The organism is Prevotella sp. P5-50, assembly GCF_002251295.1.
Classification (GTDB): Bacteria; Bacteroidota; Bacteroidia; order Bacteroidales; family Bacteroidaceae; genus Prevotella.
In genome coordinates this window covers 251717-278328 of the sequence record NZ_NPJA01000019.1, presented here as the reverse complement: position 1 = coordinate 278328, position 26612 = coordinate 251717, and the positions used below count along the sequence as shown (strand labels likewise).

General features: G+C 46.2%; 21 protein-coding genes, 2 tRNA genes and 1 riboswitch. Of the genes, 14 read left to right on the top strand and 9 right to left on the bottom strand.

Annotated elements, in window-relative coordinates; genetic code table 11:
- Positions 1-30: 30 nt before the first annotated feature.
- The 3 genes from CIK88_RS04880 to rnr all read right to left on the bottom strand — a co-directional run bounded on the left by CIK88_RS04880 (position 31) and on the right by rnr (position 3760).
- Positions 31-447 (bottom strand): polyketide cyclase, encoded by a 417-nt coding sequence (locus CIK88_RS04880; protein ID WP_094391009.1) that lies wholly within the window; start codon positions 445-447, stop codon positions 31-33.
- Positions 444-1076 carry an orotate phosphoribosyltransferase gene (gene pyrE / locus CIK88_RS04875; protein WP_094391010.1) on the bottom strand — a complete coding sequence of 211 codons (633 nt, stop codon included), beginning with the start codon at positions 1074-1076 and terminating at the stop codon, positions 444-446. The genes CIK88_RS04880 and pyrE overlap by 4 nt, the downstream gene beginning before the upstream one ends.
- Before the next feature lie 512 nt (positions 1077-1588).
- Positions 1589-3760, bottom strand: a complete 2172-nt coding sequence (rnr, locus tag CIK88_RS04870; RefSeq protein ID WP_094434915.1) for a ribonuclease R — start codon at positions 3758-3760, stop codon at positions 1589-1591.
- Between the two features lie 332 nt (positions 3761-4092).
- Here rnr and CIK88_RS04865 point away from each other — a divergent pair, with 332 nt between their 5' ends.
- The 6 genes from CIK88_RS04865 to CIK88_RS04840 all read left to right on the top strand — a co-directional run bounded on the left by CIK88_RS04865 (position 4093) and on the right by CIK88_RS04840 (position 10568).
- The gene (locus CIK88_RS04865) at positions 4093-6768 is read left to right on the top strand and encodes a calcium-translocating P-type ATPase, PMCA-type (protein WP_094434913.1); all 2676 of its coding nucleotides are present in this window, start codon (positions 4093-4095) and stop codon (positions 6766-6768) included.
- Positions 6769-6784: 16 nt separating this feature from the next.
- Positions 6785-7531 (top strand): peptidylprolyl isomerase, encoded by a 747-nt coding sequence (locus CIK88_RS04860; RefSeq protein WP_371591509.1) that lies wholly within the window; start codon positions 6785-6787, stop codon positions 7529-7531.
- A 7-nt stretch (positions 7532-7538) separates the two neighbouring features.
- On the top strand, positions 7539-8531 hold the full coding sequence (locus tag CIK88_RS04855) for an NAD(P)-dependent oxidoreductase (protein ID WP_094434909.1): 993 nt from the start codon (positions 7539-7541) through the stop codon (positions 8529-8531).
- Positions 8522-9514 (top strand): phosphatase PAP2 family protein, encoded by a 993-nt coding sequence (locus tag CIK88_RS04850; RefSeq protein ID WP_094434907.1) that lies wholly within the window; start codon positions 8522-8524, stop codon positions 9512-9514. Before CIK88_RS04855 ends, CIK88_RS04850 begins: the two co-directional genes overlap by 10 nt.
- Positions 9515-9653: 139 nt before the next feature.
- Positions 9654-10121, top strand: a complete 468-nt coding sequence (gene greA, locus CIK88_RS04845) for a transcription elongation factor GreA (RefSeq protein WP_094391016.1) — start codon at positions 9654-9656, stop codon at positions 10119-10121.
- A 54-nt stretch (positions 10122-10175) separates the two neighbouring features.
- Complete coding sequence (locus CIK88_RS04840) at positions 10176-10568, top strand: HIT family protein (RefSeq protein ID WP_094391037.1); 393 nt, start codon at positions 10176-10178, stop codon at positions 10566-10568.
- A gap of 13 nt (positions 10569-10581) precedes the next feature.
- On the opposite strand, the gene CIK88_RS04835 is transcribed toward CIK88_RS04840, so the two are convergent.
- Complete coding sequence (locus tag CIK88_RS04835) at positions 10582-11670, bottom strand: mannose-1-phosphate guanylyltransferase (RefSeq protein WP_094434905.1); 1089 nt, start codon at positions 11668-11670, stop codon at positions 10582-10584.
- A gap of 146 nt (positions 11671-11816) precedes the next feature.
- Here CIK88_RS04835 and CIK88_RS04830 point away from each other — a divergent pair.
- Both CIK88_RS04830 and CIK88_RS04825 read left to right on the top strand, forming a co-directional pair.
- Positions 11817-11898: transfer RNA gene (locus tag CIK88_RS04830), tRNA-Leu, on the top strand.
- 467 nt (positions 11899-12365) lie between these two features.
- The gene (locus CIK88_RS04825; protein WP_094434903.1) at positions 12366-12674 is read left to right on the top strand and encodes a hypothetical protein; all 309 of its coding nucleotides are present in this window, start codon (positions 12366-12368) and stop codon (positions 12672-12674) included.
- A 388-nt stretch (positions 12675-13062) separates the two neighbouring features.
- On the opposite strand, the gene CIK88_RS04820 is transcribed toward CIK88_RS04825, so the two are convergent.
- Positions 13063-13602: an RNA methyltransferase gene (locus tag CIK88_RS04820; protein WP_094434901.1), complete on the bottom strand. Its 540-nt coding sequence runs from the start codon at positions 13600-13602 to the stop codon at positions 13063-13065.
- 413 nt (positions 13603-14015) lie between these two features.
- Here CIK88_RS04820 and nadA point away from each other — a divergent pair, with 413 nt between their 5' ends.
- Both nadA and CIK88_RS04810 read left to right on the top strand, forming a co-directional pair.
- Positions 14016-15005, top strand: coding sequence for a quinolinate synthase NadA (gene nadA / locus CIK88_RS04815; RefSeq protein ID WP_094391020.1), 990 nt, complete (start codon positions 14016-14018; stop codon positions 15003-15005).
- Between the two features lie 141 nt (positions 15006-15146).
- Positions 15147-15231, top strand: a tRNA-Leu gene (locus CIK88_RS04810).
- Positions 15232-15471: 240 nt separating this feature from the next.
- Here the strand turns inward: CIK88_RS04810 and CIK88_RS04805 are convergent.
- The 3 genes from CIK88_RS04805 to dapF form a co-directional block, all read right to left on the bottom strand.
- Positions 15472-17661 (bottom strand): glutamine synthetase III, encoded by a 2190-nt coding sequence (locus tag CIK88_RS04805; RefSeq protein ID WP_094434899.1) that lies wholly within the window; start codon positions 17659-17661, stop codon positions 15472-15474.
- Between the two features lie 69 nt (positions 17662-17730).
- Complete coding sequence (locus CIK88_RS04800; RefSeq protein WP_094434897.1) at positions 17731-18960, bottom strand: LL-diaminopimelate aminotransferase; 1230 nt, start codon at positions 18958-18960, stop codon at positions 17731-17733.
- A gap of 33 nt (positions 18961-18993) precedes the next feature.
- Positions 18994-19869, bottom strand: coding sequence for a diaminopimelate epimerase (gene dapF, locus CIK88_RS04795; RefSeq protein ID WP_094391023.1), 876 nt, complete (start codon positions 19867-19869; stop codon positions 18994-18996).
- A gap of 335 nt (positions 19870-20204) precedes the next feature.
- Between dapF and CIK88_RS04790 the strand changes: the two genes are divergently transcribed.
- The 4 genes from CIK88_RS04790 to asnB all read left to right on the top strand — a co-directional run bounded on the left by CIK88_RS04790 (position 20205) and on the right by asnB (position 24370).
- Entirely contained in the window at positions 20205-20552 is a 348-nt protein-coding gene (locus CIK88_RS04790) for a P-II family nitrogen regulator (protein ID WP_094391024.1), read from the top strand.
- Between the two features lie 74 nt (positions 20553-20626).
- Positions 20627-21880, top strand: a complete 1254-nt coding sequence (locus CIK88_RS04785) for an ammonium transporter (protein ID WP_094434895.1) — start codon at positions 20627-20629, stop codon at positions 21878-21880.
- Between the two features lie 47 nt (positions 21881-21927).
- Positions 21928-22635, top strand: coding sequence for a hypothetical protein (locus tag CIK88_RS04780; RefSeq protein ID WP_094391026.1), 708 nt, complete (start codon positions 21928-21930; stop codon positions 22633-22635).
- Positions 22636-22705: 70 nt separating this feature from the next.
- Complete coding sequence (gene asnB / locus CIK88_RS04775) at positions 22706-24370, top strand: asparagine synthase B (RefSeq protein WP_094391027.1); 1665 nt, start codon at positions 22706-22708, stop codon at positions 24368-24370.
- Positions 24371-25033: 663 nt separating this feature from the next.
- On the opposite strand, the gene CIK88_RS04770 is transcribed toward asnB, so the two are convergent.
- Positions 25034-26332: a cobyrinate a,c-diamide synthase gene (locus CIK88_RS04770; RefSeq protein ID WP_094434893.1), complete on the bottom strand. Its 1299-nt coding sequence runs from the start codon at positions 26330-26332 to the stop codon at positions 25034-25036.
- An 80-nt stretch (positions 26333-26412) separates the two neighbouring features.
- Positions 26413-26607: riboswitch (cobalamin riboswitch) on the top strand.
- Positions 26608-26612: the final 5 nt, after the last annotated feature.

Genomic DNA, 26612 nt, shown 5'->3' with positions numbered 1-26612 from the left:
CGGTGTAAGGGTTGATTGGCAGAGGTGTGCCTACAAGGTGTAGGGCACCTGTGCCAAAGCAGTGGCAACTTTCTCTACTCCATCCTGCAGTGGACCGCTCACCATGCCTTTGAGCATGAATGGGATGTCGGCCTTTACGGTGACACGCATCTTGCTTTCGTGGTCGTTGACGGGCAGCACCTGTATCCAAAGGTTGAAGGGTACTGGCGATTTCTCTGCTTCAAACTTCACACACTTATTGTCTTCACGCTCTATGATGCGCAGTTTCAGAAGTCCTACCGGTGGCACATTGACCTGCACACTATCTTTGTCAAACTGAAAATCCTTCAGTTTGTCTTCGGGCACTCGGTCTTTAATACGCTCCAAGTTGGTGAGGTCGCTGATGTTGCGATAAACGTTTTCCACCGGATATGGAATCTGGTGTACGCTGCTTTCAAACTTTGTCATGCCTTCCAAGCAGCTGGGTCCTTACGCCACTCGTTCAACACTTCGATGTCTTCTGGCTTGATATATCCGGTGTCGGCAGCCTGTTCAAGCACGGCAGCATAGTTGCTCAGCGTAATCAGACGCACGCCAGCCTCCTTGAAAGCCTGTTCGGCAACGGGGAAACCATAGGTGAACGATGCCACCATACCAATGACTTCGCATCCATACTGGCGCAGTGCTTCAACGGCTTTAAGACTGCTTCCTCCGGTAGAGATCAGGTCTTCTACCACGATAACCTTAGCACCTTTTTCGATGTGTCCCTCTACTTGGTTGCCCATACCGTGGTCTTTTGGTTTCGGACGAACGTAGGCATAGGGCAGTCCGAGCTGGTCTGCCACGAGAGCTCCTTGTGCTATAGCACCTGTGGCAACACCAGCCACAGCCTCTGCCTCAGGGAAATTCTCCTGAATGGCGTGGCACAGTTCGAGTTTTACAAACGAGCGCACGTCGGGATACGACAGTGTTTTGCGGTTGTCGGTATAGATTGGTGACTTCCAACCAGATGCCCATGTAAAGGGTTCGTTGGGTTGCAATTTGATGGCTTTGATATCCATCAGCTTCTTTGCGAACAGTTTTTTGATTGCGTCCATATCTTTGTTTATTTGTTTTTCGTTTTGCAAAGGTACGATTAAGTGAGTAGAATACAAAAAGAAAACACATTTTTCTTTTTGTATTCCACATATTATTTCCGCTTCAAAGCCATATCATTTTCCCCTTGCCGACAACATTCTTTTACCCCATCTATATATTCCTTACGTTCAAAACGTTACGCGTACAGCTCAGCAATTTCAATGAATTTACTCAGCAATTTCAATGAATTTGCAGACCAAGTTCAATGAATTTACTCAGCAAATCAAATTGAATTGCTCGGTAAATCAATTTGTTTTCCTCGGCAAATCAATTTGTTTTCCTCGGCAAATCAATTTGTTTTGCTGAGAAAAGTATCTTTCATATAGGTGTAAACCATTATATTTCATACTATTACACACCATCGGAAACACCTTGGCAAATAGCATATAAAATCGGGAAGCAACCTGCCGTTGACGGCTATGCCTCCCGATAGTATATGGAATATGTATTTTCCAGGGGTTGTCCCGATGGATTATTCGTCGTCGTCAGCCAGTGTGAAGTCGAGCTGTCGCTTCTCTATATTGGCTCTTGCCACCTTGATGCGTACTGCATCGCCCAGTTGGTATTTGTGGTGATGACGTCTGCCAACGAGACAATAGTTCTTCTCGTCGAAGTCGTAGTAGTCGTCGTCAAGGTCGCGCATAGGTACCATTCCCTCGCAGTGGTTCTCGTCTATCTCGCAATAGATACCATACGACTGGATGCCACTGATATGCGCATCGAAGCACTGGCCCAACTTGTCTGCCATAAACTCTACCATCTTATACTTGATAGAATCGCGCTCAGCCTGCTGTGCCACCTGCTCCATGTCGGAACAGTGCTCGCAGAGTTCCTCGTATTTATCTTGGCTGGCACTGCGGCCTCCGTCCTGATAGCGTGTCAACAGACGGTGTACCATCGTGTCGGGATAGCGTCTGATGGGCGAAGTGAAGTGGGTGTAGTATTCAAAAGCCAGTCCGTAGTGACCTATATTATGGGTGGAATACTTTGCCTTCATCATTGATCGGAGAGCAACAATCTCTATCAGGTTCTGCTCTCGCTTACCCTGACACTCGTCCATGAGCGTGTTCAGACTGCGCGAGATCGCTCCTTTGGTGCCGGCAGTCTTCATCTTATAACCAAACTTCACTACAAATTCGCGCAATGCCTCCAGCTTGGTGGGGTCGGGCTGGTCGTGGATACGGTAGGGCAGTGTCTTGGCTTTAACACCTTTCTTCACCTTACCCACACTTTCTGCCACCCACTTGTTGGCTATGAGCATAAATTCTTCAATGAGTTGGGTAGCCTGGTTCGACTTCTTGAAATAAGCTCTGATGGGCTTACCCTTCTCGTCTATATCGAAATGCAACTCTTCGCGGTCGAAGCGCACGGCACCGCCTTTGAATCTGCGCTCACGCAGTATCTGCGACAAGCGAGCGAGGGTGCAGAGCATTTCTGCATTTTCAATGGTCTTGCGCAATGAGGGTTTAGCCTCACACTGCTGCAAGATGTCGAGCACTTCTTCATAGGCATAGCGTCTGTTGCTCTTGATGACGGTGTGTGCAATATGGAATTTCTTGATGTTTGCATTGTCGTCCATCTCGAAAATAGCCGAATAGGCGAGCTTCTCCTCATCGGGGCGAAGGGAGCAGATGAAGTTGCACAGCCGTTCGGGAAGCATCGGGATGGTGCGGTCAACGAGATAGATACTCGTGGCACGCTTCATGGCTTCCTTGTCAATGATAGATCCTTCGGTCACATAATGAGACACATCGGCAATGTGGACACCCACTTCCCAGAGTCCATTCTTCGTTTTGCGAATGGAGAGTGCATCGTCGAAATCTTTCGCATCCTTCGGGTCTATAGTGCAAGTGAACACATCGCGGAAGTCTTCACGACGCTTAATCTCATCAGGCGTGATAGTGGGATCTATCTTTTCGGCAGCATCTTCCACGGCTTTCGGATATTTGTAAGGCAGTCCGTATTGTGCCAATATGGCGTGCATCTCCACATTGTTGTCGCCTTCTTTACCAAGCACATCAATGACTTCGCCCACCATGTTCTTCGATTCCTTCGATGGCCATTGGGTGATTTTCACCACTGCCTTATCGCCATCCTTACCACCTTTGAGTTTTTTCTTCGGCACAAAGATGTCGTGAACAAAGATGTTTCCCTCGGTAACAAGGAAGGCATAGTCTTTTTCCACACGCAGACGACCCACCGCCTGATCGCGCTTATGCGACAAGATTTCTACCACCATTGCCTCCTTGATATGTTTTTCGCGACGTGCCATATAGGCCACTTTCACACGGTCGCCGTTGAGTGCATACATAGAGTTGCGCTCACTGACAAACACGGGCGTGCCGCCATCGTCGGGAAGGAACGAGTTTTTACCATTGGCCTTGCGCACAAAGGTGCCTTCCTGCACTTGTGTTTTGAGGTTGAGCCGGTAACTGTTTTCCGAAACCTTCGAGAGATAGTCGTCCCATGCCATTTCCTCCATCGTGTCGATGGCGAGCATTTTAGCGGGATGGGTTACCAATCGGAGTGCACGGAATATCTGTTTGAACGAGAATGTCTCGTTGGGATTTTCTTGGAAGAATGTCTGAAGCCGCTCCACGAGTTGCTTCTTCGTTATGCGTTTTCCACCTTTTTTCTTATTCATAATCGTAGTTTTTGGATTGTATTCTGCTACAAAGATATGAAAAAAGTCAATTTCTTGTACGCTTCGACGGTTAATTTTCATTAAATTGTCATAGACTGGCTGCCATATCTGACCATCATAACAGGACTAACCGCCACTCACAACAACCCGACACCCCCTCTACGTATCTGCAATGTAATATGGTTCAAAGGGTTACACCATGTCAAAATATGATAAAAAATAGGAACACCACGAAGAATATATCTGTTTTTTCTTTGTTTTCCGATTGCTTAATCGTAACTTTGCAAACTGATTGTCGTAATAACGACTGCACTGCATTTACAAAAGCATACATGACACAGAAACAACAATATACAGGACTGACACCGCAACAAGTGGCAGAGAACCGAAAAAAGTATGGGGAAAACATACTGACCCCACCGGAAAAGGATCCTTTGTGGCGGCAGTTCCTGGAAAAATTTCACGAACCACTCATCATAATCCTACTCGTTGCAGGATTATTGTCAGTGGGAATAGCATGCTACGAACACTACGGACTCGACAAAGGAGGCGAAGTTTTCTTCGAACCCGTAGGCATCTTTGTGGCTATCATGCTGGCTACAGGACTCTCTTTCTACTTTGAATGGCAAGCCAACAAAGAGTTTGCTATACTCAACCAAGTAAACGATGATGAACCCGTGGAGGTGATCAGACAGGGAAACACTACCATGATACCGCGACGCGAACTGGTGGTAGAGGATGTGGTGGTGCTCAACACAGGCATGGAAGTGCCTGCCGATGCCGTCTTGCTGACTTCCACATCGCTGCAAATCGACGAATCGACACTGACGGGCGAACCCATCTGCCACAAAAGTGAACGTCCAGAAGAGGCTGATCCCGATGCCACCTACCCCACCGACCAAGTGATGAAGGGCACGAAAGTAATGGAGGGACATGCCATCTGTCGCGTCACGGCAGTGGGCGACCATACCGCACAAGGCAAAGTGTTTGAGGCTGTACAGATAGACAACAGCATACGTACACCACTCGACGAACAGCTCGGACAACTGGGAAAATGGATCACCGTCGTCAGCTATATCGTGGCTACAGGTATTGTAGTGGGAAGAATCGTGGCATATCTCACTGCCATGGACCATTTTCAGTGGATCGACTTCACCGCTTATATGCTGCAAACCTTCATGATTGCAGTGACGCTGATCGTGGTATCGGTACCCGAAGGACTACCCATGACCGTCACACTGTGTCTGGCCTACAGTATGCGACGCATGCTGAAAAGCAATAATTTGGTGCGCAAGATGCATGCCTGCGAAACTATGGGAGCTACCACTGTCGTCTGTACCGACAAGACTGGAACATTGACGGAAAATCAAATGCGGGTGGATGAGATGAAGCTGTATGGCACAACAGATGCCGACATCGTAGCGGAAGGACTCGCTGTCAACGCTACTGCATCGCTCGACTATTCGAAAAGTGGCGAACCTGCCGTATTGGGAAACCCCACTGAGGGAGCATTGCTGCTATGGCTACACAGCCAAGGCAACGACTATCGCACCATCAGACTGCAGACCACGACACTGGCAGAACTGCCTTTCTCTACCGAACATAAATTCATGGCTACGGTTGTGGAGTCGGTTGCCCGTAAAGGACAACGCATACTCTATGTGAAAGGTGCACCGGAAATCGTCTTTGCCATGTGTCAGACAGCTGACGTGGAACGCAGAGAGATAGACCAACAACTGGCTGTCTATCAGCAACGCGCCATGCGCACACTGGGATTTGCCTATCAGATACTCGAACCGGGAGCACCCCTCCCCATTGTCAATCATAAGCTACAGGCATCCTGTCTGCATTTCATAGGCATTGCAGCCATAGCAGACCCCGTCAGAAGCGATGTGCCACAAGCCATCAACGAATGTATGGAGGCGGGCATTAAAGTCAAGATCGTGACTGGCGACACACCGGGTACTGCTCGCGAGATAGCACGACAAATAGGACTGTGGAACGATCACGACACCGACCAAAGCATCATTACGGGACCTGAATTTGAAGCGCTTTCCGATGAAGAGGTGCGCCTGCGTGTGGAGCAACTGAAAATCATAGCACGCGCACGACCTATGGACAAACGCCGACTGGTAGAAGCATTGCAGAAGAACGGAGAGGTGGTGGCAGTCACTGGCGACGGTACCAACGATGCCCCTGCACTGCGTGCTGCCCACGTGGGACTGTCGATGGGCGACGGAACGAGTGTTGCCAAAGAGGCCAGCGACATCACTATCATCGACAATTCATTCTCCAGCATAGGCAAAGCGGTCATGTGGGGACGGTCGCTCTACCAGAATATTCAGCGCTTTCTACTGTTCCAACTCACAGTAAACGTCACCGCTTGCCTCCTTGTGCTATTCGGTGCGTTCATGGATACTGAGTCGCCACTCACCGTGACACAGATGCTTTGGATCAATCTCATTATGGATACGTTTGCTGCCATGGCTTTGGCATCACTCCCACCATCACACGCTGTGATGAAAGATAAGCCACGCAACAGGTATAAATCCATTCTGACCAAGGAAATGCTAAGAGAGATTGTGGGCGTAGGACTGTTCTTCTTCCTACTGCTGCTCACCATGCTCTATGCTTTCCAACATACCGACATCACCTCGCTGACAGACTTTCTGCAACTGCAACTCAGCAATAAACGACATATCAGCGCTTACGAACTCACATTGCTGTTTACCGTTTTTGTCATGACACACTTCTTCTACCTCTTCAACGCAAGGGCATTCGGAAGTCATCGCAGTGCATTGCATTTCAAAGGGTGTAAGGGCTTGATCACTATCGTGGTCATCATCTTCGTAGGACAAGTGGCAATGGTTGAGACACCGGGCTTCCAAAAGTTCTTCAACGTGGTTAGTCTCCGATGGACTGACTGGCTCATTATCATCGCAGGATCGTCGCTCGTACTATGGATAAGAGAGGCTTGGAACCTGTTGGTAACACAAAAAAGAATATAAAAACAAGAAATAGATTATGGCAAAAGTTAGAATAAACACCTCAGAGGGCAGTATCACTGTGCGCCTCTACGACGAGACTCCAAAGCATCGCGACAACTTCCTGAAGTTGGCCAGAGAGGGATTCTTCAACGGAACGCTCTTTCATCGTGTCATCAAAGACTTCATGATTCAGGGCGGAGACCCTGACAGCAAAGGCGCACCTGCTGGCAAAATGCTCGGTACGGGTGGGCCCGGATATACCATTCCCGCTGAATTTGCATATCCACAGTGCTTCCATAAGCGTGGCGCACTTAGTGCTGCGCGACTCGGCGATGAGGTAAATCCTGAAAAAGAAAGCAGCGGAAGCCAGTTCTACATCGTCTGGGGAAAGACTTACAAACCTCAAGAGCTCCGACAAATGGAGCGACAAATGGCTATGCAACAAGAGCAAAACGTATTTAACCAACTGGCACGACAGAACCACGAACGCATCATGGAACTCAGACGCAACCGCGACCGCGAGGCACTCATGGCGCTGCAAGACCAACTCATAACACAAACAAAACAACAATGTAAGGACATGGGACTGCCTACCTTTACCCAAGAACAGACCAATGCCTATACTACCGTGGGCGGAACTCCGTTCCTCGACGGACAATACACCGTGTTTGGCGAAGTGGAAGAAGGACTCGACGTGGTGGAAAAAATACAAAACACAGAGACACTGCGCGGTGACCGTCCTAAAAACGACGTGACCATGACGGTGGAAATCATCAACGAATAAACTAAAAATGAAGATTCTCATCACTGGAGCCAGTGGTTTCATCGGCTCGTTTATCGTGGAGGAAGCTATCAGACAGGGTTTCGAAACATGGGCGGCTATACGCCGTTCGAGTTCGAAGGACTATCTGCAAGACCCACGCATACACTTCATAGAACTCGACCTTTCATCGGAAAGCAAACTGGTGGAACAGTTGCAAAACTGCTCGTTCGACTATGTAGTGCATGCTGCCGGTGCCACCAAGTGTCTCAACAAAGCCGACTTTGCGCGCATCAATACCAAGGGTACCAAGAATTTGGTTACTGCACTGCGCATCCTACAAATGCCTATACAGCGCTTTGTGTTCATCAGCAGCCTCAGTATCATGGGTGCTATACGTGAAAAACTGCCTTATCAGGAAATCTGCGAAACCGACACACCACAACCCAACACGGCTTATGGCAAAAGTAAACTGCAAGCAGAGCAATGGCTCGACACACAGAAAGACTTCCCATACGTGATACTCAGACCTACCGGTGTGTATGGCCCAAGGGAAAAAGACTACTTTCTGCAGTTTAAAAGCATTAAAGGACACACCGATTTCGCAGTAGGCCACCAACGACAAGATATCACCTTTGTCTATGTCAGCGATGTGGTACAGGCGGTTTTCCTGGCTTTGGAGAAAGGCAAAACAGGCCGCAGATACTTCCTGTCAGACGGTGAAGTGTATCAGTCGGCAGACTTCAGCAACCTCATACATGAGGCATTGGGACGCCCTTGGTGGATTCGCATCACTGCACCGATATGGCTTTTACGCATCGTTACAACATGCGGCGAATGGATCGGACATATCACCGGAAAGGTTACAGCACTTAACAACGACAAGTTTAACATACTCAAGCAACGCAACTGGCGCTGTGACATCACTCCTGCCATCAATGAACTGGGCTACAAACCACAGGTGAAACTGGAGGAAGGTGTGCGCAAAAGCGTGGAATGGTATCAAGCAAAGGGATGGCTATAAACATGCATACACCGAAATTCCTTATCAGACTGGTGGCACATGACAGTCACCCCACACGCGGACTGTTGGCTGTAGAGTGGGCTATGATGCTCTATCTGCTGTTTACACTGGCACTCATGGCATGTCTCTGGCCGCGCATCCAACAGCCTGCACCCATGCTCATAGGACGATTGGCAATGGTCATCGGGGTATTGCTGGCATGGATTATTTATCAATGGAAACCGTGTCGCATCACCCATTTGGCACGAATACTGCTGCAACTCGGACTCCTCTCATGGTGGTATCCCGATACCTATGAGATCAATAAACTATTGCCCAACTACGATCCATACTTTGCGGCGGCTGATCAATGGCTGTTCGGATGCCAACCCGCACTGCTCTTTTCACAGTGGATGCCGCAACATTGGTGGTCGGAACTCATGCATCTGGGGTACGCCAGTTATTATCCGCTGATGGTGGCAGTAAGCCTTTACTACTTCTGCTACCGCTACGAGCGATTTGCAAGAGCCACTTTCGTACTGCTGACATCGTTTTTTGTCTATTACGTCATCTTCGATGTCGTGCCGGTTACTGGTCCGCAATACTACTATCTGGCAGCCGGAACAGACCAGATCGGCGCCGGGGTGTTCCCTGAAATAGGACAATGGTTTATCAACCACACCGAGTCACTGCCCATACCGGGGTGGTCTGACGGTTTTTGCTACCATCTGGTGGCTGCCGCACACGCAGCAGGAGAACGCCCAACAGCGGCATTTCCCAGTAGTCACGTAGGTGTGACAACCATTCTCATGCTATTGGCTTGGAAGAGTGGAAGCCGCAAACTGCTATGGAGCGTAACACCTTTCTATATATTAATGTGTATGGCTACCGTCTATATCCAAGCACACTATGCCATCGATGTGATTGGCGGATGGGTCAGCGGTGTCATCTTCTATTTCGCTTTGGACGGATTTTATCGGAAAAATTTGGAAAGTAGGAAATAAATGCCTAACTTTGCAAACGATAACGAGACACAGTAGAAAAAGGGGATTCCGACATGAGCATAGTCGGAATTCTTTATTTTTTTGCATCTCGTGAAGTTATATTACAAGAAAACAGAAACCTTTTAAAACAAGAACAATTATGGCTTATATGTCACAAGAAGGCTATGACAACCTCATAGCTGAATTGCAGCGATTGGAAAGTATTGAGCGACCAAAGGCCTCTGCAGCAATCGCCGAAGCCCGCGACAAGGGCGATTTAAGTGAAAACAGTGAGTATGATGCTGCCAAAGAAGCACAGGCACATCTGGAAGACAAAATCAACAAATTAAAATCTACCATTGCCGAAGCTAAAATCATCGATACTTCACGACTCAGCACCGACTCGGTACAGATTCTGACCAAGGTGGAAATGACCAATATCATCACCAAAGCCAAGATGACCTATACCATTGTCAGCGAGAATGAAGCTGATTTGCGCGCTGGAAAAATATCTATCCAGACTCCTATCGCACAGGGACTTTTGGGCAAAAAGGTTGGCGACGAAGTGGAAATCAAAATACCACGCGGCACCATCAAACTGCGCATTGAGAACATCTCTATAGCCTAATATCCAAACAAAAAGGCCACAGAGAAGGGTTAAACCATATTAATACAAATGCTTATGGACATCTTTTCAAAGATTGCAGCTGGTGAAATTCCAAGCTACAAATGTGCAGAGAACGATGAGTTCTATGCCTTTCTCGACATCAATCCACTGGTGAAAGGCCACACACTGGTGATTCCCCGCCGTGAAGTGGATTACTTCTTTGACATGGACGATGAGGAGTTGGCACGCTACCAGAAGTTTGCAAAGCGTGTTGCAGCAGCTATCAAGCGCGCTTTCCCCTGTCGCAAAGTGGCACAGGTGGTGCTCGGTCTTGAAGTACCACACGCCCACATCCACCTCATTCCAATGCAGAGTGAGGCTGATGCAGACTTCCGTAGAGAGAAACTGAAACTCTCTGAGGAGGAATTTCAGGCTATTGCCGATAAGATTCTAAATGAGTTTAAGTAGATTTCAGACCGTCTCAAACAAACTCATCCCCGTATTTCATCTGCACTTCGTTCACATATTTGCGAACCAGTGCAGATGAATCTCCTTTCTTACAGATAAGCAATACATTGTCTTCCTCGGCCACAATATAGCCGTCGAGACCGCTGACAATACCCAAACGACCTTTAGGAAGCTTGATAACATTATTGTGCGACTCATCCAATATCACTTCCGAATCGACCACCACGTTATCTCCTTCACCACGACTTCTACATTCATAGATGGCATGCCAAGTACCTAAATCTGCCCAACCGAAGTTGCCGTGCATCACGCAAACCTCGTCGCAGCGCTCTAACACACCTCGGTCGATGGAGAGATTGGCATAGGAAGGATAGTTCTCGCTTACAAATTCCAACTCATCTTCTAAGGTGAAGTTGGGACGCACAGCATCCAAACGCTTCATCACATCGGGGAACAGCTGTCGGAAACAACTGTTCAGATATTGTCCGTTGGCTTGTATAAGACCTGTGTTCCATAGAAATTCACCGCTTTCCATAAACACTTTGGCGAAGTCGCGATCGGGTTTTTCGGTAAAAGACTTCACACGGAAGACCTCTGTAGCGCCTTCCATCGCATCACCCATCTGTATGTAACCATAGCCAGGTTCTGGACGTGTGGGAGTGATGCCTATGGTGAGCAGCGCCTGATGATGCTCCACAAAGCGGAAACCTTCCTCTATATTATGTTGGAAAGCCTCTTCGTTGAGCACAAACTGGTCGCTCGGCGTAATCACCACATTGGCATCGGCACACTGACGGCATATGCGCATGTTGGCCCACAATACAGCCGGAGCAGTGCCGCGACTTACTGGTTCTGCCAAAATGTTGTCGACATTCATGCCGGGCAATTGTTCTTTCACCAATTCGACATACTCTTTAGCAGTTGTGATGAAAATATTTTCTTGTGGTAATATCTTGGTGAAGCGGTCGTAGGTCTGTTGCAACTGTGTGCGACCAGAGCCAAAGAAATCTATAAACTGTTTTGGGTTTTTCTCTCTGCTACAGGGCCAAAGTCTTCTGCCTTTGCCTCCTGCGAGAATGATGCAATATTGTTTGTTGTCCATGTTATAGGCTTTAAAGGAACTATTTTACGGTACGAAGTTAGTCAATTTCTGCATATTGAACAAAAAAATCAATCATTTTTAATAATTTTTCTCCTTTCATAAACAGATATTCAAAGAAATTTTGTAACTTTGCACTCGCTAAATAAGCCCAGATGGCGGAATCGGTAGACGCGCTGGTCTCAAACACCAGTGGGGAAACCCATCCCGGTTCGAGCCCGGGTCTGGGTACAGCAGAGCGGCTAAGTGTTGGTTTCAACGCTTAGCCGCTATTTTTTTTATGAACTAAAAAGTATTGCCGCAGGATGTGTTGACAGTGGTTGCAACTTGTTTGAAAGCAATACTGATACTAAAGGAAGTGTTGCTTCCGGTTGTACAAACGTTGGCTGTTACCTTTGTACTAACCAAAAACACCACTAAGCAATCATATCAACATACAATAATAAACTTTCTTCATTTTCATAGATCTATTAATCATATAACATTTTTGTGACCGCAAAAATCCAAGAGCGGTATTACAATCGTATGATAATCGTATAAATATGGTGTTAAAGGTTAAACCCGAAGTGTTCCACCTATTATATATATACGAACCATTGATGCTGAAAAATGATGTTCAACCTTTCTCCATAAGATAGAAATCGAGCTGTAACACCATATCTATACTTTTACAGCCGAAAAAAAAATCCATATCGGATATGAACAGACTGAAGATTGTTTTGATAACAACAGTATTGGACAAATCAACACTTTACGCCAAACAAACACAACTCAAACGCATGATAGTAGTATCGGATGTACACCTGATGGCACCATCGCTCTTACGACACAAAGGAACGGCATTCGACAGCTACATCGCAAACGACAGGAAAATGCTTGTGGAAAGTACTGAACTATTAGATTCTGTGAGCAACAGCCTGACCAACTATCTGCCGCAAGTTGGTGGTCGATGGGTGGTCGAACTTTCAGACATCGACCACCACCTAAAGTACTATATGATAATGTGATACACACTTCGGTGGTCGAGTGGTCGAAATTTTCTTGAAAACTAAAATAACTGTACACATTAAGCGGTAATGTCCATTCGCCTACGACTTTATTCGAATTCGGTCATTATATTACATGCATGACCATGGATTATTATATTTCTAATGCCCGATTTGTGACTAATATCTTTTAGCTGAAAGGTGTATCGATAAAGCTTATCTAATACTTTTTGGGTGCAAAGATATGAGATGTATGTTTCAAAGATGTGATAGAAGTATGAATATGAAGTTAAAAATCAGTTGATTACCGATGTTATCCACAAAGTTATCAACCTATAAGTATCTATACCCGTTAACACCTGTATATTGGTTTAGAAACAAACAGATATGGCGGAGCGATTACAGCAAACTATTCTGGTTTCAAAACGAGCGATTCTGCAAACTTATAAATAATGATGCCTGCCGTAACAGATACGTTCATGGAGTGTTTGGTGCCCAATTGAGGAATTTCCAAACAACCGTTGCTGGCATCAACAACCTCCTGATGAACACCTTTTACCTCGTTTCCTAATACCACAGCATAACGCTTCGAAGGATCAGGAACGAAATGCTGCAGCTTGGTAGAATGTTCCACTTGTTCCACCGACAACACCTCGTAACCATCGTTCTTCAAAGCATTGACAGCCTCAAATGCCGTCTTGTAGTATCGCCAATCCACAGACTCTTCTGCGCCAAGCGCCGTCTTATGAATCTCAGTGGCAGGCGGTGTCTGACAAATGCCACAAAGATAAACAGCCTCTACCCTAAACGTATCAGCCGTACGAAATACACTACCTATATTATACATAGAGCGGACGTCGTCAAGGACAACCACTAAAGGCAGCTTTTCCGACTTCTTGTATTCCTCAATACTCAGTCGCTGCATCTCTATCGTGCGTATCTTTCTCATAGTTGGCAACAAAATTACAAATAAAAAACGATAACACCAATTATTGTGGATAACTATGTTGATAACCGTGTGGATAACGTGTTAATTATCCACTAATATCCACAACGACATTTCCGGTATATGGATATCCACAGGTTTATACAGTTGTTTTTAGCAACTTTTCCACGCAATTATGATGAAAAAAGATATAAACTTATTAAATTTGCACCAAAATACGGAATTGTGGATAAGTTATTCAGTGGTCTAAAAATCAGCACTTAACTATCAACACCTATTGTGGATAGTGTGTGACCACAAGTTGATAACGAAAAAAGCAAAATATCAATAAGAAAGTTTTGCACTTATCAACAGGCTATTATCATACACATTTCTATTTAAAAATTAAAATAAAAAATAAATAATATAATATTGTGATGTTGAAAAACGAATGGATAAAACAAGGATTCATTGATGAACCTATTGCTGACGGCACCGATCTGAAAAAAGAAATAAGACGGTTGGCGAAGGAGAAGAATGCCTTGATTCTGGCACATTACTACACTCGTGGCGAAATACAAGAGGTAGCCGATTTCATTGGTGACTCGTTGGCTTTGGCGCGTAAGGCAGCCGAAACCGATGCCGACATGATAGTTATGTGTGGTGTTCACTTCATGGCTGAAACCTGTAAGATACTCTCTCCTGAGAAGAAAGTGCTTTGTCCTGATGTGACAGCAGGCTGTTCGTTGGCTGATTCATGCCGTGCAGAAGATCTCAAGAAATATAAAGAGGAGCATCCAGGTTATCAGGTTATCAGTTATGTGAATACCACTGCCGCAGTCAAGGCATTGACCGATGTGGTGGTGACCAGTGGCAATGCCAAGAAAATAGTTGATACCTTTCCTGCCGATGCAAAGTTGATATTTGGTCCAGATTATAACTTAGGATCGTATATCAATTCAGTTACGGGTCGTAACATGCTTCTATGGAATGGCGGTTGCCATGTACACGAGCGTTTCTCGGTAGCAGAAATTGCCAAACTGAAAGCCGATCATCCCAAAGCCCTGGTATTAGCACACCCCGAATGTAAGGGTCCTGTGCTTGCTGTAGCCGATGTAGTGGGTTCTACGGCAGTTCTTTTGAAGTATGCGGTAGAACACCCAGAGCAAGAATACATCGTGGCTACAGAGTCTGGAATACTGCATGAGATGCAGCGCCAGTGTCCCACCACCATGTTCTATCCCGTACCTCCAGAGGTTAGTGAAGGCGGATTGGGTTGTTCGTGCAATGAGTGCGACTATATGAAGAAGAACACTTTAGAGAAGATCTATCATACCCTTCGTCACGAATGGCCTACCGTAGAGGTGGATGAAGCCACAGCTCGCGATGCCGTGAAGCCTATTGAGCGTATGTTAGCATTGAGTTAATGCGTGGAAATAATGGTGATAGGCGGTGCTAAAGCCATAATTCTTCGCCATTTTCTATGTGTGATAAAAAAAGAAAATAACAATTTCTTTTGTATTCTGCTTAGTTATTCGTACCTTTGCAGGCGAATTCCAAATTCCACTGCCGCGATGGTGGAATGGTAGACACGAGGGACTTAAAATCCCTTGGCCAGTAATGGCTGTGCGGGTTCGAGTCCCGCTCGCGGCACGTTTGGATAAGACAAGCCCCGTCGATGTTTCAGTTTTGAAACAACGGCGGGGCTTGCTTTTGTAGGATGGGAAGTAGGGATTTCCCGCATGAGAATATTTTGGAACGTTGGTCTTGCTATTGCTATAGATATAAAAAATGAGGGCCCGATACTTCACAGCATCGAACCCTGCGCAAACTTCAAACAACCAAAAAAAGAAATAGATTTGTTGTTATTGATGTCTATTCATCAGTCTTATATTAGCGGATGAACAATAGTTCACGATATTTAGGCAATGGCCAGCAGGTATCATCAACAATCAGTTCGAGTTTATCAATCTGATATCTGATGGTGTCCATCTTTGGTTCTATCGTGTCATGATATGCAATAGCCTTTTCATGTTCATCGGCAATTTTGTTTGCAACCTTTCTTGCGTTGACAAGTTCTTCTACGCCTTTCTCGATAGTTGATGTGCGTTCAGCAATTTCCTCTATGATTTTAATGTTGCGTGCTGATAGTTTATCAGCTTTGTCAACAGGGAAAATGGCGCGCATATTCTGTACATTATCGAGCAATTTACTTTGGTACTGAGTAGCTACAGGTATGATATGGTTCATAGAAAGATCGCCCAGAACACGTGCTTCAATCTGTATTTTCTTGGTGTATGTTTCCCATTTCACCTCATTTCTGGCTTCCAGTTCCTTCTTACTCATCACGCCGAGTTTCTCAAACATCTCTATACTTGCCTTGTCGAGATAGCGCTCAAAGATCTTCGGGCATGATTTTTCCACGTCAAGACCACGTTTGGTAGCCTCTTCAATCCATTCGTCACTATATCCATTGCCATCGAATCGGATAGGTTTGCAGGTTTTAATATCCTCACGCAATACTTCCACAATAGCGCTGGTCTTATCTTCACCTTTTTCAATGAGAGCGTCAACGCGCTTCTTGAAATTAACCAAAGCTTCAGCAACTGCCGCATTCAGTGCAATCATGGCTGATGCACAGTTGGCTTCAGAACCAACGGCACGGAATTCAAATCTGTTACCTGTGAATGCAAAAGGCGATGTACGGTTGCGGTCTGTGTTATCGATAAGCAGTTCAGGAATCTCCGGAATATCGAGTTTCATACCCTGTTTTCCAGCCATAGTAAATAGATCGTCCTTGTCTGCGAGTTCGATATGGTCGAGCAGTTCGGTCAACTGTTTGCCCAAGAATGATGAAATGATGGCAGGGGGCGCCTCGTTTGCACCCAGACGGTGTGCATTAGTAGCACTCATGATAGAAGCTTTGATCAGTCCGTTGTGCTTATAAACACCCATCAGTGTCTCTACGATGAAGGTCACGAAGCGCAGATTAGCCTCCGGAGTCTTACCAGGAGCATGCAACAATACGCCATTGTCGGTAGATAAGCTCCAGTTGTTGTGTTTACCAGAACCGTTGATGCCATCGAAAGGTTTCTCGTGCAGCAGAGCGCGGAATCCATGTTTGCGAGCTACGCGCTTCATCAACGACATGAGCAACATATTGTGATCGACAGCGAGATTAGTCTCTTCGAATATAGGAGCTACTTCAAACTGGTTAGGTGCTACTTCGTTATGTCTTGTCTTGCATGGAATTCCCAGTTCAAGAGCCTGCATTTCCAAGTCGCGCATAAATGCTGCAACACGCTCAGGAATAGATCCGAAGTAGTGATCATCCATTTGCTGGTTCTTTGCAGAATCGTGTCCCATCAGTGTACGTCCAGTGAGCAAGAGGTCTGGTCGAGCCGAATAGAGTCCCTCATCAACGAGGAAATACTCCTGTTCCCATCCCAAGTTAGATGTGACCTTCTTGACTGTTGGGTCAAAATAATGGCACACATCAGTAGCAGCCACGTTTACTGCATGTAATGCGCGTAGCAGTGGAGCCTTATAGTCGAGTGCTTCACCGGTGTAAGAGATGAAGATGGTCGGGATACACAACGTATCATCGATGATAAACACAGGGCTTGTAGGATCCCATGCAGAGTATCCTCTTGCTTCGAAAGTAGCACGTATGCCACCTGAAGGGAATGATGATGCATCAGGTTCCTGCTGCACAAGGAGTTTTCCGGAAAACTCTTCTACCATTCCACCTTTACCGTCATGCTCTATAAACGAGTCATGTTTCTCTGCTGTGCCCTCTGTCAAAGGCTGGAACCAGTGTGTGTAATGAGTTACGCCATTCTCTTTAGCCCACTGTATCATACCTGCAGCCACAGCGTCAGCTACTTTTCTATCGAGTCTTGCACCGTTGTCTATGACATCAATCATTTTTTCATAGACATCTTTCGGCAGGTACTTATACATTTTCTCGCGGTTGAATACCTTTTTACCGAAATACTCATACGGTCTTTCCGATGGAGCTTTTACGTCGAGTGGCTTTTTCTGAAAAGCCTCTTCCACGACCTGAAATCTTAAATTTGCCATAATCACTGTGTTTTTATTTTGTGTTTGTGTTTTTGTTATTTTGTGTCTGTGTTGTCTGTTATATTGTTGTTATTTCAACCAGTTTTCTATACGTAGCAGTGCTTCGTCGGTTTTCTCTTGTTGTCCGAAGGCAGTCAGACGGATGTATCCCTCGCCACTTGGACCGAATCCCACACCTGGTGTACATACCACATGAGCATCGTATAGCATCTGTTCGAAGAATCTCCAGCTCCCTTCTCCATTTGGTGTTTTCACCCAAAGGTATGGTGCGTTTTCACCTCCATATACTTCCAGTCCGAGTTTAGTGAGTGTCTCCTTCATTTTATGTGCATTGCGCATATAGTAGCTGATGGTTTCTTTCACCTGTTCCTTACCTTCTTGTGTATAGATAGCCTGTGCAGCTCTTTGGCTCAGATAACTTGTTCCGTTGAATTTTGTGCATTGTCTTCTGTACCAAAGGTGGTTCAGTGGAATGCGTTCACCCGTCAGTGTTGACGCTGTAATATCTTTCGGCACCACGGTATAACCACATCTTACACCGGTAAATCCAGCTGTTTTCGAATAGCTATGAAATTCTATAGCACATTTTCTTGCACCTCTTATCTCGTAAATAGAGTGTGGTATAGAGTCATCTTGAATATATGCTTCATACGCCGCATCGTAGAATATGATCGCATCGTTTTTTAATGCGTAGTTTACCCACTTTTTCAATTCCTCCTTAGGAAGTACCGTACCCGTTGGGTTGTTAGGATAGCAGAGGTAAATGATATCTACTCTTTTGTTAGGAATCTGTGGAATAAATCCGTTTTCAGCCGTGCATGGCATGTATAAAACATTTGACCATCGTCCGTTTTCCACTACCCCAGCTCTTCCAATCATTACGTTGGAGTCGATATATACAGGATAGATAGGATCTGTCACACCGATGCTGTTGTCCCATCTCACCAGTTCCTGTATGTTTCCTGTATCGCTTTTAGCACCGTCGTTGATGAATATCTCGTTGATATCGAGATGTATTCCGCGAGGCAGGAAATCGTTTTTCAGGATGGCTTCACGCAGGAAGTCGTAGCCTTGTTCCGGTCCGTAGCCTCTAAACGTGGCTTGTATAGCCATTTCATCAGCTGCGTGGTGTATGGCTTCCACTACTGCTGGACACAGTGGTTGAGTAACATCACCGATGCCGAGCGATATGATGTCGGACTTTGGGTGCATCGTCTTGAAGGCATTCACCTTTTTGGCGATGTCAGCGAACAAGTAATTGTTCGGCAATTTGAGAAAGTGTTCGTTTACTAATGCCATATCTTTGGTTGTTTTAAAAGTTGTCGTTTGTATTCAATTGGTGGGCGGTTCTCCGTCTGGAAGTTCTATTTCTCCTTCGAAAACAAATTCCGCCGGCCCTGTCATATATATATGGTTGTTGGTTTCGTCCCATTTGATAGTGACGTTGCCGCCGTCCATTTCAATGACCGACTCTCTTCCTTTTCTTCCAGTGAGTGCTGCTGCAACCGCTGTAGCACATGCCCCTGTTCCGCACGCCATGGTAATTCCGCTTCCGCGTTCCCATACTCTCATTCTGATATGTCCGTTATCCATGACTTGTGCAAATTCTATATTGCATCTTTCAGGAAAAGCCTCATGGTGTTCCAGTATATTTCCTATTCGTGCAATGTCTATTTGATTCAGTTTTTCTGTGAAGATGACGAAGTGTGGATTGCCCATCGACACGAATGTTCCGGGCCAATCCTCTCCGTCTGCTGTTAAGGTGATTAGTTGTTCCGACCGATTGTCTGAACCTATAAACTGCCTTGTGTTGTACAGTTTAGGTTCTGACATATCCACTGTGACACTGCACACTCTCTCATGGGCAACGTTCAGATGTAATGTCTTAATGCCCGATTTTGTCAACAGTCGGATATCGGTCTTATGGGTTATCCCTTTTTCGTAGAGGTATTTACCAATACATCTTGATGCGTTTCCACACATCATCGCCTCGCTTCCATCAGCGTTGAATATTCTCATGGAATAGTCGGCTTCAGGCATATCCACCTCACCGATGAGCACCAGTCCATCGCTTCCGATGCCTGTATGAGGCTTGCTCCATACTCTGGCAGCCTCTTCAGGGTTGGCTATATTATATAATAAGGTATTGACGTAAATATAGTCATTACCAGCCCCCTGCATCTTTGTGAAATGAACTTTAGCTTTCATCATGCTAATCTTTTTGCCTTTTTTAATTGCTTAATGTCTTATTTCTGGTGCAAAGATACGTCGATTTGATAGTATTTGCAAGTTTATTGCAAGTTTATTTGATAACTTTTTGTGTTATTTTTTTAATTTGAAAGCAAATAGGCTATATTGCTTTCAAATTGTAAGTAACTACAATAAAAACTATAATAAATGCAAACAAAACTAATATTTTATTTTCTTATTGATATAAATATCATTGTTTTACTTACTTTTTGCACTAATTTTGCATCCGAAACAATACAGTTTGTTATCAATACGACATATTAATATAATTAGTAACATTAAAGGTTTAAGGTATGAAAAAGATTGAAGCAATCATCCGCAAAACAAAATTTGAGGAGGTGAAGAGTGCTTTGCTCTCTTCCGACATCGACTGGTTTGAGTACCACGACGTACACGGAATAGGTCAGAGCAGGCAGGAGCGCATTTATCGTGGTGTTCAGTATAACACCGATGTGATAGAGCGTGTAGCGCTAACCATCGTGTGTCGTGAAATGTTTGTCGAACCAACCATCAAAGTCATATTAAATGTAGCCCATACCGGAGAGATTGGTGATGGTCGTATTTTCCTCAGTGAGGTTATCGACACCTATTCTATCCGTACAGGTGAGAACGGCGACACGGTTTTGCGCGATAAGAAATAGTCTGGTTGCGTAATATTGAAACACAACAAGAGAAACGGATAACACAATAACACAAACACAAAATTTAAAAGATTATGAATGAAGTAGGAATTTCTCTCGATACCGTATGGATGTTGTTAGCTGCCATGCTCGTATTTTGGATGCAGCCCGGTTTTGCGCTGTGTGAAGCAGGTTTCACCCGCAGTAAGAACACTGCCAATATTCTGTTTAAGAACTTTGTCGATTTCATGCTTGGTTCGGTATTGTTCTTTTTCGTAGGTTTTGGCTTTATGTTTGGCTCCGATGGCGCTGGTTTCATCGGTGCTCCCAACTGGGGCGACCTTTCTTTTTATAAGAGTGATCTGCCTGTAGAGGGTTTCTTGATGTTTGAAACAGTCTTTTGTGCCACTTCCGCCACTATTGTCAGCGGTGCCATGGCCGAGCGCACAAAGTTCTCTATGTATATAGTCTATAGCTTTATCATCTCTCTGATTATTTATCCTGTGGAAGGCCATTGGACTTGGGGAGGTGGATGGTTGTGCAACGACGCAGCCGAAAGCTTTATGATGACCACTTTCGGACATGTGTTCCATGATTTTGCAGGTTCAGCCATTGTTCATAGTGTAGGTGGTGTGCTGGCATTGATTGGTGCTATTGCCCTCGGTCCCCGTCGCGGCAAGTATGATGCAAACGGCAAGAGCCGTGCCATTCCTGGTCATTCACTCATCTTGGCAGCCCTCGGTGTATTCATCTTGTGGATGGGTTGGTTTGGTTTCAACCCCGGTTCTCAGTTGGCAGCAACGGGTGAAGTAAACCGCATCGCTATCTCTCACGTCTTCCTGACCACCAATCTTGCAGCCGCCTGCGGTGGTATCGCCACGATGTTTGTTACTTGGATGAAGTATGGCAAACCTTCATTCTCACTGACCCTCAACGGTGTATTGGCAGGATTGGTAGGTATTACTGCTGGTTGCGATGCTGTTGATGCTTGGGGCGCCATTATCATTGGTTTGGTTTGTGGCATAGTTCTTGTATATGCTATTGAGTTCATCGACCGGAAACTTCACATTGACGACCCTGTAGGTGCTTCTTCTGTACACGGTATATGTGGTATATTGGGAACATTGATGACCGGTCTGTTCTCTGTCAGCGAAGGACTTTTCTACGGTCATGGCTGGGGATTCCTCGGTGCCGAAGCCTTCGGTATACTGATAATCGACCTTTGGGCAGCAGTCACTGGTGTCATTCTGTTCTACTCTATTAAGAAGATTCACGGTCTGCGCGTTAGTGCCCGTATTGAAGATGAAGGTCTTGACATCTACGAACACGGTGAGACTTGCTACAACTGATCCTCTCTCTTGAGAGATCACAACAATAGTATTAATCAATAAAAAACATGAAGACGATGAAAAAGAATGTATTGCTTATATCGGTAGGACTGCTTTTTGCAGTCGCTACCGCCCATGCACAGGACAAAGTAGAAACCACTTTATCTGCCGATGTAGTAAACCATTATATCTGGCGTGGTACTGATTGCGGCAATGTAAGTATTCAGCCCACCTTGGGTGTTGCCTATAAAGGCCTGAGTCTTTCGGCTTGGGGAAGTGTCGGACTCGATAAAGACGACAACAAAGAACTCGACCTTACTGCCAGTTACAGTGTAGGTGGATTCTCTATCGGTGTCACCGATTATTGGTTTAATACCCCCGAAAAGCGTTATTTCTACTATAACGCCCATGGCACCAGCCATATCTTTGAAGGATATGTGAGCTACGATTTCGGTCCTGTTTCAGCAGCTTGGTACACCAATTTTGCAGGCAACGACGGTGTCAACAAAGACGGTGACCGTGCCTATTCATCTTATTTCGAAGTCAACGCTCCGTTTAAGTTGGGCGGTGTAGATTGGACAGCCACAGCCGGTGCGGTGCCTTTTGCCACCACCACTTACAACACTTCAGGTTTTGCGGTTACCAATCTTGCCCTCAAAGCCTCTAAAGACATTCAGATCACCGACCACTTCACCCTGCCTATCTTCGGTCAGGTGGTGGCCAATCCCAGTGATCAGAAAGCCTATTTCGTGTTTGGATTCACCCTGCAGCCCTAAGTGGCTGCAGGCTAATCCAGCCACTCCCCTATCCTAACCTCAACGCAAACATAAAAACAACAATATCATCATGTGTGGAATAGTAGCCATCTTCCATGTGGAAGAACAAACGCAAGCCCTTCGCGACAAGGCCTTGCGCATGAGTCAGAAAATACGTCATCGTGGTCCAGACTGGAGCGGTATCTATTGTGGAGGCCATGCCATTCTCGCCCACGAACGTTTGTCTATCGTCGATCCTGAGTCAGGTCAGCAACCTCTTTATAGTCCCGATCGCTGCCAAGTGCTTGCCGTCAATGGCGAGATCTATAATCATAAGGACCTTCGCGAGCGCTATAAGGATCAATACCAATTTCAAACCGGTTCCGATTGCGAGGTTATTTTAGCCTTATATCGCGATCGTGGCATCGATTTCCTTGAAGAATTGAATGGCATATTCGCTTTCGCACTCTACGACGAAACGCGCGATGAGTTTCTCATCGCCCGCGATCCGATAGGTGTCATCCCTCTTTATATCGGCTATGATGCCGATGGCAAGGTCTATGTAGCCTCTGAATTGAAGGCGCTCGAAGGTCAGTGCGACCACTACGAACCATTCCTGCCAGGCCATTACTACTGGAGTGGCGAGGGAAAGATGCATCGGTATTACCATCGTGATTGGATGGATTACGACCAGGTGAAGGACAATAAGGCCAGTGTGACTGCTATCCACGACGGTCTTGAAGCCGCTGTACGCCGCCAACTGATGAGCGATGTACCCTACGGCGTGTTGCTCAGCGGTGGTCTTGATAGCAGTATTATCTCAGCCGTAGCCGAGAAATATGCCGATATGCGTATTGAAGACGACAGTAAGACCAAAGCCTATTGGCCCCGTCTTCATAGTTTTGCCGTTGGATTGAAGGGAGCGCCCGACCTTGCCAAAGCCCGTTTGGTGGCCGACCACATAGGCACTGTCCACCACGAAATCAACTATACCATTCAAGAAGGCCTTGATGCCATTCGCGATGTCATCTATTTCATTGAGACCTACGATGTCACTACCGTACGTGCTTCTACTCCGATGTATCTCCTTGCCCGTGTCATCAAGTCGATGGGCATTAAGATGGTACTCTCTGGCGAAGGAGCCGACGAGATATTCGGCGGTTATCTCTATTTCCACAAAGCGCCCGATGCGCGTGCTTTCCATGAAGAAACGGTACGCAAGCTCTCTAAGCTTTATCTCTACGACTGCCTCCGTGCCAACAAGAGTCTTGCGGCATGGGGTGTGGAAGGTCGTGTACCATTCCTCGACAAAGAGTTTCTCGACATCGCTATGCGCACCAATCCTGAGGCAAAACTCTGTCCCGGCATGATGATGGAGAAGAAGATTTTGCGTCAAGCCTTTGCAGATATGTTGCCCGATGAAGTGGCATGGCGCCAGAAGGAGCAGTTCTCCGATGGTGTGGGCTACTCGTGGATCGACACGCTGAAAGCCGTTACCGCAGCCGCTGTGACCGACGAACAGATGGCACATGCCGCCGAGCGCTTCCCCATCAATACACCACAGAATAAGGAAGAGTACTACTATCGCAGTATTTTTGCTGAGCATTTCCCTTCCGATAGTGCAGCTCGCAGTGTTCCAAGTGTGCCAAGCGTGGCATGCAGCACTGCCGAAGCATTGGCATGGGACCGTTCGTTCCAACATCTGAACGACCCCAGTGGTCGTGCTGTGAAGGGTGTTCACGAACAGGCATATTAAGTCTGTGTTTTCTCCAGCCGATGTTTTTATGCTGGCAACAATGTCAGGTAGTAGTACTTTCTACAGTTTTTCAACTCCAAACAGTTGATATCCCCTACTCTTTTCAGTCTCCGACACGCTGTTTGTCGGAGACTGTTTTTCTTTCATTCCGCATCACTTCTCAGCCGTAGCTGACAGTTGTTTCAGCAGACAGTGGGTTGCGTATCGTCCTGATACCCTGTTTTTCAGTGGTTTTTTGATGTGGCGTAACCTATTGGTATATAGAAGATTAAATACCTATAAGCGTCATGTGGTTCAGCAAACTCAATGAATTTGCTGACCAATTTCAATGAATTTGCTGAGGAAATTCAATGAATTTGCTGACCAAACTCATTGAAATTGCATAGTCATCAACGTCATTCAGCATCATTGAGAACGTCATTCAACGTCATCGAGAACGTCATTCAGCATGGCTGCAAACGTCATGTAGTTGAGCAAAACAAATTGATTTGCCGAGGAAAACAAATTGATTTGCTGAGGAAAACAAATTGATTTGCTGAGGAAAACAAATTGATTTGCTGAGGAAAGTATGTTCCAAAGTGTTGAAACGTACATTATATCAGTACGTTATGCTTATTGTGTAGCAGTGGCAACAAAGGTCTTTTGTCCTACTGTGGTTTATTGTCATTTGCCAAAGAACGGCACTTCGTCCTGCCAATACAAGTGGGTATAGCTCGCCACCACATTGCCTTCGATGATAAACGGCGAAGGCGTTTGCTCATTGCGAGCGTTGAACACATCGGCGCCGGAGTGGGGCAGTGGCGGCAAAAACTGGGAGTAATGAAACTCATGACCGCGATATTCCTTCTCTCCAACTGTCACGCGGCGATAGCCTAAAGATAGTTTTCGGTCGCTCTTTCGGCTGCCAATAGAGTAGGGCAGTACGCCACACATCTCATAAGTACCTTCGTCGCTGACGATATCCTTGCAGAGATACATCATGCCGCCACACTCCGCCAGTATCTTTCCGCCACTGATGGCATAGCGGCGTATGCTCGCTCTGGTTTGTTGGGCGCGTTGCAATGCCTCTGAATGCTGTTCGGGATAGCCTCCCGGCAGATAGAGTAGGGTGGTGTCCGCCGGTATCGGCTGATTGTCTTCGGGATTGAAAAAGGTAACCCTGCCCAAGCGTTGCAGTAAATCGATATGGTGCTGATAGACAAACGAAAACGAATCGTCGTTGCGAGCCACTACGATGTGGCAGTCTGATAGTGGTCTATCGGTGTGATGGTCGATAGTTTCCTGCGGTCTCTCGCCACTTGTCAGCAGCAACAACCGGTCTATATCCACATGCTGTTCCACAAGGTCTGCCATCTCGTCCATATCCGTGGTACGACTAAAGTCCAGTCCCAAATAGCGCGACGAAGCCTCCGCTTGTCGCTGGCGCGGTACACATCCCAGACACACCAACCCTGCATCGGCTGCCGCCTCACGCAGCATGAGTTCGTGGCGTGGACTTCCCACCTTATTGAATATAACACCCTTGACATGGACATCGGCATCGTAACGCGCCAAACCCTGTAGCAGTGGTGCCACCGAATAGCCCGTATGGCTGGCATCCACCACCAGTATTACCGGCAAATGGAGTGTGGCTGCCACATGTGCCGCACTGCCTTGCTGGCGCTGAAAGCCGTCGAAAAGTCCCATCATGCCCTCCACCACACATATATCGGCATCGCGCGAAGCCTCAGAGTAGATAGCCTTCACGTGCGAATCTGTCGCCATGAAGAGGTCGAGGTTGTACGACGATCGGTGGCACGCCATACCGTGATATTTTGTATCGATATAGTCGGGACCGCACTTAAACGGTTGCACCACCCTGCCGCGACGCACCAGCGCCGCCATCATACCAATGGAAATGGTGGTCTTGCCCGACCCAGATGCCGGTGCCGCTATTAGAAATTGGGCGAAAGTATGCTTCATGGGTGCGAAATTACAAAAAAGGAGGATAATAATCCGATTTTTCTATGATTTTTTTGCCATATAACATAAAATGACTACATTTGCACCCGGAAAGAAAAGGCAATCAACGGCAGATGCCGTATGATGCAAGGGAATCCGGTGAAAGACCGGAGCTGTACCTGCAGCTGTAATCCCCCTTTGAAGCAAGTTTGTCAGTATAACGCCACTGAGGCAACTCGGGAAGGTATGACAGACTGGGGAGAGCCAGAAGACCTGCCTTATATGTTCTATCTCAGGCAAA